13 protein-coding genes are annotated in these 13,906 nt (G+C 56.6%); 6 read left to right on the top strand and 7 right to left on the bottom strand.

Features of this window, described 5'->3' with window-relative positions; genetic code table 11:
- The first annotated feature begins 510 nt into the window (after positions 1–510).
- From NW827_RS03360 to NW827_RS03350, 3 genes are all read left to right on the top strand, one after another.
- Positions 511–1,206 (top strand): type 1 glutamine amidotransferase, encoded by a 696-nt coding sequence (locus NW827_RS03360; RefSeq protein ID WP_414403616.1) that lies wholly within the window; start codon positions 511–513, stop codon positions 1,204–1,206.
- A gap of 73 nt (positions 1,207–1,279) precedes the next feature.
- Entirely contained in the window at positions 1,280–2,689 is a 1,410-nt protein-coding gene (gene murD, locus NW827_RS03355; RefSeq protein ID WP_414403617.1) for a UDP-N-acetylmuramoyl-L-alanine--D-glutamate ligase, read from the top strand.
- Positions 2,634–3,761: an FtsW/RodA/SpoVE family cell cycle protein gene (locus NW827_RS03350; protein ID WP_414403618.1), complete on the top strand. Its 1,128-nt coding sequence runs from the start codon at positions 2,634–2,636 to the stop codon at positions 3,759–3,761. Before murD ends, NW827_RS03350 begins: the two co-directional genes overlap by 56 nt.
- 5 nt (positions 3,762–3,766) lie before the next feature.
- On the opposite strand, the gene NW827_RS03345 is transcribed toward NW827_RS03350, so the two are convergent.
- From NW827_RS03345 to NW827_RS03335, 3 genes are read right to left on the bottom strand one after another with little or no spacing between them, the layout of a single operon-like run.
- Positions 3,767–4,969, bottom strand: a complete 1,203-nt coding sequence (locus NW827_RS03345) for a hypothetical protein (protein WP_414361380.1) — start codon at positions 4,967–4,969, stop codon at positions 3,767–3,769.
- Between the two features lie 23 nt (positions 4,970–4,992).
- Positions 4,993–5,568: a hypothetical protein gene (locus NW827_RS03340; RefSeq protein WP_414403619.1), complete on the bottom strand. Its 576-nt coding sequence runs from the start codon at positions 5,566–5,568 to the stop codon at positions 4,993–4,995.
- Complete coding sequence (locus tag NW827_RS03335; RefSeq protein WP_414403620.1) at positions 5,561–8,056, bottom strand: dynamin family protein; 2,496 nt, start codon at positions 8,054–8,056, stop codon at positions 5,561–5,563. The genes NW827_RS03340 and NW827_RS03335 overlap by 8 nt, the downstream gene beginning before the upstream one ends.
- 303 nt (positions 8,057–8,359) lie before the next feature.
- Between NW827_RS03335 and NW827_RS03330 the strand changes: the two genes are divergently transcribed.
- Positions 8,360–8,929, top strand: a complete 570-nt coding sequence (locus NW827_RS03330; RefSeq protein ID WP_414403621.1) for a Ycf51 family protein — start codon at positions 8,360–8,362, stop codon at positions 8,927–8,929.
- Here NW827_RS03330 and NW827_RS03325 read toward each other — a convergent pair.
- Positions 8,869–9,738, bottom strand: a complete 870-nt coding sequence (locus tag NW827_RS03325) for an alpha/beta fold hydrolase (protein ID WP_414403622.1) — start codon at positions 9,736–9,738, stop codon at positions 8,869–8,871. The genes NW827_RS03330 and NW827_RS03325 overlap by 61 nt on opposite strands.
- Positions 9,739–9,741: 3 nt before the next feature.
- Entirely contained in the window at positions 9,742–10,407 is a 666-nt protein-coding gene (locus NW827_RS03320) for a Crp/Fnr family transcriptional regulator (RefSeq protein WP_414403623.1), read from the bottom strand.
- 307 nt (positions 10,408–10,714) lie between these two features.
- On the opposite strand from NW827_RS03320, the gene surE reads away from it, so the two are divergent.
- Complete coding sequence (gene surE, locus NW827_RS03315) at positions 10,715–11,494, top strand: 5'/3'-nucleotidase SurE (protein WP_414361392.1); 780 nt, start codon at positions 10,715–10,717, stop codon at positions 11,492–11,494.
- 52 nt (positions 11,495–11,546) lie between these two features.
- Here the strand turns inward: surE and NW827_RS03310 are convergent, their stop codons facing one another.
- Positions 11,547–12,008, bottom strand: coding sequence for an EVE domain-containing protein (locus NW827_RS03310; protein ID WP_414403625.1), 462 nt, complete (start codon positions 12,006–12,008; stop codon positions 11,547–11,549).
- 6 nt (positions 12,009–12,014) lie between these two features.
- Entirely contained in the window at positions 12,015–12,665 is a 651-nt protein-coding gene (hisH, locus tag NW827_RS03305) for an imidazole glycerol phosphate synthase subunit HisH (RefSeq protein WP_414361396.1), read from the bottom strand.
- A 51-nt stretch (positions 12,666–12,716) separates the two neighbouring features.
- Here hisH and hemW point away from each other — a divergent pair.
- The coding region (hemW, locus tag NW827_RS03300) for a radical SAM family heme chaperone HemW (protein ID WP_414403626.1) at positions 12,717–13,906 on the top strand (1,190 nt) is incomplete at its 3' end.

Raw genomic sequence — 13,906 nt, 5'->3', positions numbered from 1 at the left:
GCATGACGCCAGTCTCGTAACAATTCGCAATAATTGCAAAGGGGGGCTCTCCTCTTGGCAAAAGCCCAAGGATATGGCCCCGGAAGAGCCGAGTGCGGCTCTCTTGCGCCCTACGAGGTAGAATCGAGGCTTTCCTCACTCTATTTACTGTTGGAAATTGCAACCTTTTTAGGCCATCATAGCGGTCTTCTCTAAAAGCTTTAGGGAGTCCTCCTGGCCAGCGCCCAGTTTCTGCGTACGCCAATAACCTTGAAATGAGCTAGCGGTTGAGGCTTGCAGTCTGAGGCAGTCAGCAAGTTCACTAGAGAGTTATCTACTTTCAGAGGCCAGGAAAACCACTTCCCGTCCTTCTGTTGGGCAAACTTCCGCGCGAGTACAAAGGTTGGCTAACTTGTATAATTTCATCCCAGACTTAGTCCTAGAAGACTTAGTCTCCTAGTCTCGGAAACACTGCCAGCAAGGAAGCCACAGGAGCTGTGCTAGGCTAGGGGGTTAGTCATTGAAATCAGCATGCGGGCCCATTACTTACAACATGTGGCGTTTGAAGGTCTCGGCTACATAGAGTCCTGGCTCAAAGCCAAGGGATACCCTGTAACGGGCACAAAGTTCTTTGAATCGACAAGATTGCCGAGCCTGGATGAATTTGACATGCTCATCGTCATGGGTGGCCCCATGAGTGCCAATGACGAAAGCGCGTTCCCTTGGCTGGTGCAGGAGAAGGAGTTTATCCGCAATGCCATCGAGGCCGGCAAGTCCATTTTGGGCATCTGTCTGGGGGCGCAACTGATTGCCAGCGCAATGGGTAGCCGAGTGTTTCCAAATCGTGTTAAGGAAATAGGCTGGTGGCCCGTGCAAGGGATCCAACCAGCGAACGAGCTGGCCTTTCCTTTTCCGCCCTCGATTGAGGTTTTTCACTGGCACGGGGAAACCTTCGAGCTGCCCCCTGGTGCAATTCACCTTGCCAAAAGCGAAGGCTGTGAGAACCAGGCCTTTCAGCTTGGGCGTTCAGTGATTGGCCTCCAGTTTCACTTGGAAACCACGCCAGAATTGGTGCAGGGGCTTGTCTCCCACTGCCGCAACGAGTTATTGCCATCTACCTATGTGCAGTCGGAAGCAGAGATTCTCTCAGCTCCCCCTGAGAAGTACCAAGCCATAAACCGTCTCATGGGCGAGGTGCTCTCCTTTCTCTGTCGCCCCCATCCCTAGCCCCGCGCCGCGCTCTAGAGGGCGGCCAGAGCCGTAAGATGCATCTGCAAGCCAAAGTTCCAAGGGGATAGACGTGGGCCATCAGGTTTTGGGACTGGGGATCGCAGGTTGGTCGGCTGCACGGCTGCTGCGGGCCCAAGGAAAAGAGGTGTGGGTTTGGGACGAGCAGGATTCGGAGCTCTTGCGGCAACGGCAGGCAGAGCTGGAACAAGAAGGGATCCCTGTCCACTTGGGCCAGCCTTTTCAACTGCTGCCGGGAGTGGAGCAGGTGGTGGTCAGCCCGGGCATTGCCTGGGATCACCCCTTGCTGCAAGAGGCGCGTCGGCAAGGGATCGAGGTGGTGGGAGAGGCGGAGCTGGCCTGGCAGTTCCTTGAGCATCTGCCTTGGGTAGGGATCACGGGCACCAACGGCAAAAGCACCACCACGGCCCTGGTGGCGGAGATGTTTAAAGCGGGAGGGCTAGAAGGGATCCCCTGCGGCAACATTGGCTTACCTCTGTCTCAGGTGGCGCTGGAGACCTGGCAAGGGCAGCGGCGGCCGGATTGGATCGTGGCAGAGCTAAGCAGCTACCAACTGGAGGCCAGCAGCCGTCTGATGCAGAGCTCCCCCGGCAGCCCACCCCGCATTGGGGTATGGACCACCTTCACCCCCGATCACCTAGAGCGGCACGGCACCCTGGAGCGCTACGCCGGCTTTAAGGCGCGGCTGCTGGAGCGGGCCCAGTGGCGGGTGGTCAACGGCGAGGATCCCTACCTCTTTCGCCGGCGGCGAGACTGGGAAAACACCTACTGGGTTTCCCTGCAAGATCCGCAAGCGGATGTCTTCCTGCGGGGGAGCACCCTTTACATCCAGGGGGAAGCGGTGGCGGAGCTGGAGGATTTTGCCGAGCGCTGCCCTGGTCCTCACAACTTGCAGAACTTGCTCTTGGCGGCAGCGGCTGCCCATCTGGCCGGGATCCCTAACACTGCCATTCAGGGAGCCATCCGCTCTTTTGCTGGCATGCCCCATCGCTTGGAGCGGGTAGCCCAAATCCAGGTGGGATCCACCCCCATCCGCTTTGTCAACGACAGCAAAGCCACCAACTACGAGGCCGGCTGGGTGGCCCTCAACGCCCTCTCCCCGCCCATCATCCTCATTGCCGGTGGAAGGGCCAAACAGGGGGACCCCTCGGCCTGGCTGCGGCTTATTCAGGCTAAGGTGGCCCGCGTGTTGCTCATTGGGGAGGCTGCTCCTGCCCTGGCCCAGGCTCTCCGGGCAATCCGCTATACTGACGTCGAGATCCTGCCAACTCTAGAGGTAGCGGTGGAAAGGGCCTTTGCAGCCGCTTGCTCCCTAGCGCAAGCCCTGGCGGATCCCGCTCGGCCCATTACCGTTTTGCTGTCGCCCGCTTGTGCCAGCTTTGACCAGTACCCCAGCTTCGAGCACCGTGGCCACCACTTCCGCGCCTGTTGCCAAGCCCTTGTGGGATCCCTGGAATGCTGAAGCGCGCTGGCTGCGCTGGCTGACGCTGGTTTGGCTGGCAGTGGGCTTGATGATGCTGTTTTCGGCCTCCTACCCGGTGGCGCAGCAGACTACTGGCGATGGCCTCTATTTCTTTAAGCGCCAGTTGCTCTGGGCAGGGCTGGGGCTGGCCTGCTTCGCACTTCTGGTGCGCATCCCTTTGCGGCGCTGGTTCCCCTGGGCCGGGATCCTCTGTCTGCTGGGCATTGGCTTAGTCTGGGCTACCCAGGTGCCGGGGCTGGGGGTTTCCCGCCTGGATGCCAGCCGCTGGCTGGATTTGAAGGTGATCCCGGTGGTCATCCAGCCTTCGGAATTGCTCAAGCCTCTGTTGGTGCTGCAGGGGGCCTGGGTGTTTGGCCGTTGGTTTTACTACCCCGCCTGGTTTCGCGGCGTCTGGGTTGGGCTCTTTGCTTTGGCGCTGCTAGGGATCCTCCTCCAGCCCAACTTGGGCACCACCGCCATCTGCGGCCTTACCCTCTGGGTCATGGCCTGGACTGCCGGGCTCCCCGTTTTTACCCTCTTGGCTACAGCAGGACTGGGGATCCTGGCGGCTGTGGTGAGCATTCTCAGCAAAGACTACCAGCGGCGGCGCATCCTTGCCTTTTTGGATCCCTGGGGGAATGCCCAAGGGGATGGCTACCAGTTGGTGCAAAGCCTTTTGGCTATTGGCTCAGGGGGCTGGTGGGGCAAAGGCTATGGCCTTTCTCTGCAAAAGCTGTTCTACTTGCCCATCCAGTACACGGATTTCATCTTTGCGGTGTATGCAGAAGAGTTTGGCCTGGTGGGATCCCTCTTCTTTCTAGGGCTATTGAGCGCCTACACCTGGGTAAGCTTGCGGGTCATGCGGCGCTGTCTCGACCTGCCCACGCGGCTGGTGGCCTGTGGCTGTTTGATGTTTTTGGTGGGGCAGGCACTGCTGAATATCGGCGTGGTCACTGGCTTGCTGCCAACTACAGGGGTGCCCTTGCCGCTGTTTAGCTACGGCGGCAGCTCAACTCTCTCTGGACTAATTATGGCGGGACTGCTGGTGCGGGCTGCCCGCGAGGTGGGCTGACCACTTTACTCGGCAGCCAGTAGATAGAGACTTTGGGGTTCAGAAGGGATCAACCGGTACGGATCCGCCTGGTTAAGCTCCCGACAGAGGCGAGCAAAAGACTGGAGACTTTCAAGGCGCTCCGTGAGCTCGCTGAGGGTGTCTAAGTATTCAGCTAAAGCCGCTTGAGAAAGGTACCAAGACTTGTCCAGCTCTTGGAAGTAGGTCATCTGAAACTCGACAGAAAGATTCTTTTCCCTAAGGAAGCGCTGCTCCGGTGTAAGCGCTCGATCAAATGGGGAAAGACGAGCAATGCGCTGGATGCGCTCGCTAGAGATGCGGCCGGCAAAGCCGGGAGCTTTGTACGTATAGGCCGTCCGGAGCTGAGGTCGATCCGCCGGCAAGAGAGCGGCACACCACCTTTCGCTTAGTTCCCGGAAACGAGGAACCTCGAAGTCCAGGGCATCGACGGCATCTTGCAGGTACCCATGCTTAAGCAGAAGCTGGGATTCCGCCGCTAGGGAAACTGCCCAACCCTTGAGGGCAATATCGCCAAGCAGTAGGCAGTGGGCCTGGCGCTCAACAGGGATCTGATGGGCTTGGTCGGAGAAAAAAATGCGGGCTTCCGCCAGCGCCTTAAGGGCATCGCGAGGAGAAGCCTCTGGGAATCGGTGCAAACTAACCAGCTCCGCCTGCAGCTTGGCAAGACTTTGGATGAAAAGGGCACGCTGCAAATTGGAGATAGCCAATAGGATTTCGGCTCTACTCTGAACGGCCAAAGCTTGCAAATAGGCCAGTTGGTCGGAAAGTGTATCTAGCTTTTGCTGAATGTCTTGGATCCCTTCCCTAACAATCTTCTCTAGGCGGGCAATAGAGTCTTGCAACTGATTCAGGCGGAAATGCATGTAGGTAAAGCCAATAGCGCTAACCCCCAGGTTTAAAACGCTAGCGCCAGCAGCTACCTGAGAAAGCCCCAAAATCTTGGTGGCAGTCTGCTGCAAAACCTCAAGCTTTCGATGAGTGGCTTGGTGACCAAGGGCATTAATCACGGATTCAGGAGATACCGGCGCATTCATCAGCAAGCTGGTCAGGCCAGGAGCTTCGGCCAAATGCTTGACGATGCGACCCGTGGCAGCTTCTCGAACAACGCCACCGTAGCGAACCAGGGATCCATCCAAAAGCCCACTGACAATCGAAGGAGAAGCAAAAAGGAGAGTTGGAATGAGCATGACTTACGCTCCCAAAGTTCCGGTTACACAAGGTAGAAACCCTTGTTGGCAAAGGAGTTTAAATGCAATGGGGGGGAGATCCAGACAATCTTTGCTTTACCGGCTAGAGCCAGAAACGCATCCCTTCGCTCAAGAGGACTCGCATCTTTGCGAAGTCCAGGAAGCTCCTCGTCAGTCTCGAGGGCCACTAGATAAAAAGCACTTTCATCATTGAGATTTTCAGCCGGAAACTTCTCGACTTCCTCTTTCAGAGCCTCAAACTCTTTCTGTGTGCCTCTCCAGATATACTTTGAGCTTTTATACAGAAGCTCACACGCATTCTTCTCTGTTATTTTTTGTCCGGGAGAAAGGTGAGAAAAGTATTCGCGAAACTGGCTAGCCCTCAAGGCTAGCACGACCCAACTTTCGCGTTCGGAAGGTTTGGGTTCGGGCAAATTTTCGGGCGAACTTGCTACAAGCAAAGGCGAACTTGCTACAAGCAAAAGTAATGCTACAACAACAGCCCCCCCTGGCCCCCAAACAGCACCACCGACGATAGCTACAATCAATACAGCAGCTAGCCTAAGAAGCTGTCTCTGCTCTTTGTCGTTCTCACTCATCACTTCCACTCCCTATGCGAGACAAGGTCTGAATATGGCTTTCAATTGCATTCTTCCTATTCTCCAGATCTTTGGCCATCGCTACCGCTTGGCTAAGGTTCTCATCAATCACCTTCCTTTGCCTCTCTAGCTCATCCATAGAAAGATCAAGCGCCTTTCTGACCAATTCTTGAGTAGCCTCTCTTAGTTTTTCTATGTAACCTACTATCCATTCTTGTAAGACTTTCCACAATCTTTGTTTCCCAGCATCTGCTCCGCTTGACCACTCCTCAGCCATCTTATCGAAGCTGGGTACAATTAGCTGTTGATAGAACTCCGTCCCAACTTTAGCTATCTTGTACTTCTTGCCTCCAAAGCAAGAACTAGGCTCCTCGACTATTGTAGTTTTGTCCTTCTTTGTAGTCTCTATCTTTGCTCTTTTATTAAAGAGAAAGACATCTTGCGTAAGGCGCAAGGGCTCGCCTCTCAGCTTAACGCCAGTTTGAATCAATTCCTGGATCCCTAGCTTATCTTCCTCGGAGACTGTGAGGATTTCTTCAACGGCTCCAATAAGGTTTGCAATAAGCTGAGAGATCAATGAGTTCGCAAATCTCTCAAAAGTTTGAGCCTTCGCCTGTAACAGAAACTCGGCCCTATGTTCGAGAGCGTCCCTAACCGATTGGTAGAGAGCTAAAACAGCGCGCTCAGCTCTTTCTATCTTCTCATGAGGCTTTTTGGTTTTCTCCTCAACAGGTACTCTCAGAATCAGGCTGTCTCCCTGACACTCACAATCCCTCAACGTTCTGAGTGTCACGTCGCAAGATCTAGCAACGAGGTTGGCAATGTGAGCAGGGATCACTTCTTTCAGAGAATCTTCTAGCGGATAAACACCAATTTCTTGCTTGAGTGCATCTCGAACTGGAGCAATGATTTTATTAATCAAATCTTTAACTTGCTCGTCCACAAAGTCAATAAAATCGGGAAACCCCTGCCAGCCCTTCTTTCTGGCTTCCTCCTCAATCTTTGATAGGGACTCAGGAGTGCCACTAGCACTGGCAACTTGGTTGAGTAAGTCTGTAATGTCAGCGATAAACGATTGGGCAACTTGATTGATTGCTTCCTTGCATTGCTCTTGTCTCTCTTGAATATATTTTCTTTGCCTATCTACTTCCTCTAGCGTCTGAATTCGTCTTGTATTGATTATGACATCTAGGGCACTGCTAATCTCTCTAGCTGAGTTGATCACTTGTAGCACTGCCGGGAGAATAACAACTCTTGCAGTGTCTGCTTGAATCCTTTCTCGCAATGCCCTCCATAGCAAGTTGCCGCCGCTCCACTCTCGGATGTAGCCAAGCAAGAGCCTAGTGTCATTGTCAGATATTGCCTGCCCTTCCTCGACTTTGTTTTCAAGGTCTGCTATCCAAGACTTCAGCTCCCTATCACCTCTTGTAGAAGCCCTGATGAGATTAGCACAGTCTTCAAAAAGAGCGCTGAGCATCCATTGTCTAGTACTGGGATCCACATCCGATCCTTCGGAAGAGTTGGCTCCCCAGGCACATTGGGCATAGAAGAGCGCCTTAGCAGAGAGCGGAATGATAAAAGGCAGCTCTGGAAGATCCAGAATCTCCTTAATTTCCTCTCTCAGCTCCTCGACCTTTTGCTCTAGAGGGTTGTCGGTTTGATTTCGCATGTCAACCCTATTGAGCAAGAAAATCATCAAGCTGGTTTGACCTCGGAGAAACTCCACAACATCCTTTAGCTCTCTCAAGAGGGCTTCTCGTCTTTGCCAATCTGTCTGAGAGTAATCCAGTGCAACGAGGCTGAAGCACTTGCTGACATGCTCTTGGATGATCCTGAGGCTTGTTCTATCTTGGATTGAGTTCAGGCCAGGCAAGTCATAAATCTCAACCTGTAAGCCCTCAGGCAGGTTTAACAGAGAAGAAGCCCTGACAGGAAGGAGCGGACACTCAACGTCTATCTGAGGGATGACTACCTCGGCTTCATCCTCCTTCTTCCTCTTTTTTCGCCGCTCTTGGTGGTAAGCCTCCATTGTCAGCTTGAGCCTGCTGTAGATCTCTTCGTCCCTCAGGTCTTCCCAGGTGCCGCACTCCCAGGTGGCTCCTTTTGTATTGTGGATAACTAGCTTGCTCCGCTCGCCGTGCCTAATCCGTAGGATTCCGGCACTCATCTCCTGGGCCTCGATAGGCGCGATTTTCCGACCAATGAGAGCGTTGACAATGGTGGACTTGCCTGAAGAGGTGGTGCCAATGGTGGCAATCCGGAAGGAGGGCTTCCGCAGGCGGGCATCGGCCTCTTCGTAGACAACCCGAAAGGCTTCCAGCTTCTCCAGCAGCACGGAGTTGCTGACTACGTCGTGGTATTCGTTAACGATCCCAGCAATGAGGTTGCCCAGGGCAAATAGGGAGTCTTTCGCGGTTTGCAAGGCTACCGAGGGATCCGGAGAGTCAAGGCTGTAACGCGCTCCATCAAAGAGGGTTGAAGATGACATGTCGGCAGTTCTCAAGCCGCTTCGCTGGCATTATATCCATCTTGCTGATACCGTCGTTCGTTTCCTTCGCATTGTTTTCAGCGTTCTTCTTGCCAGCAATACTCATTCAGTAGCATAAAAAACAGTTCTAAAAGGCACAGAGCTGCCGGCACTTCTGGGATCAGCGAGAGCTAGTTTGGCAGATGGAGCCGCAAGCCCCTACCCTCTCGGCCAGAGCCAGCGAGCAGTTGAGAGGATTGCCAAGCCGCTTAAGATGAGACTGCTGAGTCCGAACTTCTTCTCCTGCCAATGATGGATGGGTCTTTGCAATCTTTCTTTGCCTCTGCCGCGCAGGTGGGATTGGGGGTGGCAGGCCTGCTGGCTTTGCTTACCCTGCTGGCCTGGCTCCGCAACTGGCCGTGGAAGTTTTCGCTGGTGGGCTACACGGCCTTCACCCTGGTTTTGACGGCGGGCTGTTTTGCCCTCAGTTTGGGGCCAATCTTTCGCTCCCGCATTCCCGGCGCTGCTCCCTACACCACGGTCTATGACCAAGGGGCAGAGCGAGCGGTCATTGCCGTCAGCCCGGACATTACCCCAGAGCAACTGATCCTCACGCTGAAGCAGGCGGCCAGCGATTTGGCGTCCTCCGGTCGCTTCTCCACCGGCTCGCCGGTGTTTACCCTGCAGGCCCGCACCGTCATCCATCCGGAGCCGGGCGTCTCCGAGCCCTTACTTTTGGGCACGCTGCAACAGCCGCTGGGGAAACAACAGCAGCAGCAGCAGATCCGGCTGGAGGAAGAGGCCTTTGCCCGGCTACAAAAGCTGGCCCAGGTTCAGGCTGCGGCTTCCCCCGCTGAGGGTGGGTCGGAAGAGCCTCCCTTTGGCCAGTCTTGAGCCCTGAGCCAGCGACGCAGATCCCGTCCTACCTGTTCAGGGATCTCCCAGGGGAAAAGATGAGCGACCCCGGGATAGACAATGCAGGTGCACTGGGGTAGAAGGCGGGCGGTGGCCAGGCTGCTAGCGGCAGTGATGTGGCGATCCCGCTCGCCGGCTAGGAGCAACACGGGTAGGCGCAGGTGCTGCAGCTCCCCTTCGCGGTTGTAGCCCTGTTGCAAGGCGGCGCGTAAAGCTTGGCGGGCTTGGGGAGAGGTGTGCAGATAGGCGGGCAAAGCTGCCTGGGCCAAGTAGCGATAGGCGGTTGGGGTGTGTTGCTGGATGAGGTAGCGGTAGAGAGAGCGGCGGCCAAAGGTGTTGATGTTCCAACTCCAGCCGGGCCAAAGCCAGTTGAGCAGCGAAGCAATGCCGGTGTTGAGCTGATCCCCAACGGTGATGGGGGGATGGTTGCTACGAGGACAGGCGGCGCTGGCTACCAAAACCAAGCCCTTGACCCGCTGCGGCAGGCGCAAGGCCAACTCCAGGGCCAGGATCCCGCCCAGAGACCAACCCAACACCAGACACTCCCGCCAGCCCAGGCGATCCAGCAGCTCCTGCAAGTCCTCCAGGTGAGCTGCCATCTCAAAGGGATCCCGTACCTGCGAACGCCCGTAGCCGCGCAGATCCGGCGCCACACAGGGGTGCATCCCCGCCACCGCCTCAGCAAAAACTTCCATGCAGTCAGCATTGCCCGGATGGCCGTGGAGCAATAGGATGGGCAGGGAAGGGATCCCTTCTCCCCACGCACGGTAGTAGAGCTGTAGACCCATAGCTTAAGCAGTGGCCGCCCTTTTCGGCACAGGCTGCAGCTTCACCTCGTTAGGAATGCAAATTAGATTGGGCTCCAGGATCTGCACAAACCCTTTCGAGCGCAGGGATCCCAGCAGGCGAGTGACCGTTACGCGCGTAGCCCCAATGGCATCCCCAATTTGGGCGTGGGTCAGCGTCCAGGGAAGGTACATCCCCTGTTCACAGGGCTGCCCGTACTCTTCAATCAACAGCGTTAGGAAGCCCTTGAGGCGGTCAATGGCCCGCCGTTGGCCCAAGTTGCCTAACCAAAGCAACTTGCGTTGTAGTTGCTGGCGGAAGCTTTCTTGAACTTTCTGGTGCAAATGGGGCCACTGCTCCAGATCCTGCCAGTAAAACCACATCACCGTGGTGTGCTCGACGTGGGTACAGGCTTTCAACTCAAAGCGCTCCGGATTGCTCACCTCAAAGGGCATGCCGGCAGTGATAAACCCGACAAAAACCTCCCGCCGCTCTGGCGTTTGGCTGACCAGGCGCACCACGCCTTCTTGGGTGATGTAGACCAAGCCCGGACGGGTGGGGATGCGCACGTCCTTGGGAAAAGTGCGACAGCGGTAGTGCTCCTCCGCCCACTGACACAGCTCCGGCCATTCTGGAGCCTCTGCTGCTGACGCGATGGAAACCAGGGACATGGGATAAACTTCCTGTGAGCGACTGGGTGAACCTTACCGCCTCTTCCGCTTCATCAAGCCACAAAGAGGGGTTGAAACGCTAACGGGAGGATAAACCAGAAGGAAGGAAGCTTCAGTAGTAGCTTTACCTTAGTTTCATAATGACACTTAAGATTTACAGAGCAACACCGTGGTTCTACGGATGTCCTCTATAGACCTATGTCCAATGGTAACATGCGGAAGCCGCACTCTTCTTCTCCTGGCTCCTGGCCGGCTGGGGGCTTGGCAGTAGATAGCAGGATCTTGGAGGCGGTGAGGAGGGGCACCGATGAAGATTCTCGTGAGCAACGATGACGGCATTCAGGCGGCGGGGGTGCGGTGTTTGGTGGCAGCGCTGGCTCAGATGGGCCGGCACCAGGTGACCGTAGTCTGTCCGGATCGGGAGCGCTCGGCCACTGGCCATGCCCTAACCTTGCACAAGCCTCTAAGGCTGGATCCGGTGCGGGAGGGGTTCCCCCCTGAGGTGCAAGCCTGGGCCTGTTCGGGCACGCCTTCGGACTGTGTCAAGCTGGGTCTGGACGGGCTACTGGATCATCCTCCCGATTGGGTGATTTCCGGCATCAATCAGGGAGCCAATTTGGGCACCGATGTACTCTACTCCGGCACCGTCTCAGCGGCCATGGAAGGGTTGTTGGAAGGGATCCCCAGCCTAGCCGTGAGCCTGGCCAGCTTTACCCACCAGGATTTTCAGCCGGCGGCCCAGGTGGTGCTGATGCTGCTGGAGAAGCTGAGCCTGAAGCCTTTAGAGAAGCCGATGCTGTTGAACGTCAACGTGCCCCCGCTAGAGCTGGCTGAAATACGCGGCATGGTCTTGGCCCGCCTGGCCTGGCGCAAGTACACGGATCTCTACGAGAAACGAGTAGATCCCCGTGGCAAGGCCTACTACTGGCTGGCAGGAGAGGTGGTGGAAGAGGAGGTGGATCCCTGCTCCGATGTGCGGGCGGTTGCCGAAGGCTATGTGTCGATTACGCCCCTGCAGCCGGATTTAACGGCCTACGCCGCTTTCGAGAGCTTGCAGCGCTGGGGCCTCTCAGCCTTTGGCTTTTGAAGGTTTTGGCAAGGATAGGGAGTCCCGGCTGGCTTGCTCCAACCTGGTAGGGCTAGGGAGAAGAGGTCGCCAAGGCCAGCAGCCGCTCTGCAACAGCTTGGGAAACGGGCATCACCGATAGGCGCGTACCTCGCCGCACCACCTCCAACTCTGCAGGGGTAAAAGTGGCCCGCAACTCGGCCAAAGGGATCAAGCGCTCAAAGGCGGCGACGAATTCCACCCGCACCGTGTGCCAGCGGGGCGCTGCAGGAGTTGACTTGGGATCGTAGTAGGGGCTGGTGGGATCAAACTGGCTGGGATCCACCACCTGGGTTTCTCGGATCTCCATCAAACCAACAATACCGGGGGGGCTAGCGTTGGAGTGGTAGAAAAAGGCGCGATCCCCCACCTGCATGGCTTTTAGGTAGTTGCGGGCTTGGTAGTTGCGCACGCCGTCCCAAAGGGTTTGGCCCTCCCGCTGCAGATCCCAGATGCTGTAGACGCGGGGCTCCGATTTCATCAGCCAGTAGTTCATGGAACGCTAGGCGCCGGCAGTAGGCAAGCGACGGGCAACAAACTCGACAAAGTTTTGCAATATCTTCAAGCCTACAGGGCCGGACTTTTCGGGGTGAAATTGGGTGGCAAACAGGGCGCCGCGGGCAATGGCGGCCACACAGGTTTGGCTGCCGTGTTGGGTAGTGGCGACCACCCAGCTGGGATCCTCGGGCACGGCATGATAGGAGTGGACAAAGTAAACCCAGCTTTGGTCAGGGATCCCTGCCCAAAGAGGAGACAGGGGCTGGGTGAGGTGCAACTGGTTCCAGCCCATGTGGGGGATGCGCAGGCCTGGCTCCGGTTGAAAGCGTCGCACTTGTCCGGGTACAAGGCCCAGCCCTGGCTCCACCCCCTCTTCGCTCCCCTCAAACAAAACCTGCAGCCCAAGGCAGATGCCCAGAAAGGGCTGCTGCCGCTCGATTGCTTCTTGGATAGCCTCCACAAAGCCCCGCGCCCGCAACTGCTGCATGGCTGGGTCAAAGGCCCCATCTCCCGGCAGAACGAGGCCATCAAAAGCCGCCAGCCCAGCCGGCTCTGTGACCAGCTGCACTTCGGCTCCAGCCCGCTCTAGCCCTTTGCAAGCCGAATGCAGGTTGCCGGCCTCGTAGTCAATCACTGCCAGGCGCACAGCGTTCATGGGATCCCTTACAAGCCTACCAGTATAGTGGTTTTAGCAAGGTAGGGAGCTATGGTGGTTGCAGCCTCTGCAGAAGACTTTGCCCTCTCCACTCAGCTTGGCTGGCCAGAGGCCGCCTATCTGCACATCCCCTTCTGCCAGCAGCGCTGCCACTACTGCGATTTTGCCACCGGCCTAGGCACGCGCGAGCTAATAGAAACCTATGTGCAGGTGCTCTGCCAAGAGATTGGGGGGGCCTACCGCTACCGCCATTTGGCTGGGGATCCCCAACCCTTGACCAGCATTTTCTTTGGCGGCGGCACCCCTTCCCTGCTGACGGTGGAGCAATTGGGCCGGATCTTGGCTCAACTCAGGGAGAGGATCCCCTTACATCCTGACTGCGAGATTTCGCTCGAGGCCAACCCCGGCACCCTGACGCGGGAGCAGTTGGCGGGCTACCGGGATCTGGGGGTTAACCGCATTAGCCTGGGGGTACAGGCCTTTCAAGCGGAGCTGCTGGCCGCCTGCGGTCGCCTGCATGGAGTGGAAGAAGTTTACGAAGCTGTGGCCGACTTGCAGGCAGTGGGCTTTGCGAATTTCAACCTGGACTTGATCTTTGGACTGCCCTACCAGACGTTGGCGCACTGGCAGCAATCGCTGCAGGCTGTTCTTGAGATCAACCCTACCCATGTCTCCATCTATGATTTAACCATTGAGCCGGGAACCCGCTTTGGCCGGATGTACCGACCGGGGGATGCCCCTTTGCCCCCTGAGGAAATCACAGTTGCAATGTACTTGATGGCGCGGGAGCTGCTCACCCAAGCCGGCTACATCCACTACGAGATCTCCAATTTTGCCCGCCCTGGGTATGCCTGTCGCCACAACCGGGTGTACTGGGAAAATCGCCCTTACTTTGGCTTTGGCATGGGATCGGTCGGCTACGAAGGGGGGCGGCGTATTCAACAGCCGAAAACTCTCCATAAGTATTTTGAACAGGTCAAAGCCCAAGTTCACCCTCTCCCGCCACCAGCCTCTGCAGAAGAAATCTGGATGGATACGGTGATGTTGGGGCTGCGTTTGCAGGAAGGGCTGGATTTGGCAACTTTACGGCAGCGCTTTGGCCCTGCGAGGGTGGAGCAGGCTTTGCGGCGTCTAGATCCCTATTTTGAAAAAGGTTGGGCCAGTTGCGAAGGAGGGCGACTGCGACTGATCCCGCCCGAGGGCTGGCTGTTTTCCAACGAAGTCATTGCAGAGCTTTTTCC

The sequence above is a fragment of the Synechococcus sp. H70.1 genome (assembly GCF_047502705.1).
Taxonomy (GTDB): domain Bacteria; phylum Cyanobacteriota; class Cyanobacteriia; order Thermostichales; family Thermostichaceae; genus Thermostichus.
Note: the sequence above shows the minus strand (reverse complement) of the source record. Positions and strands in the feature narration are given on the sequence as shown.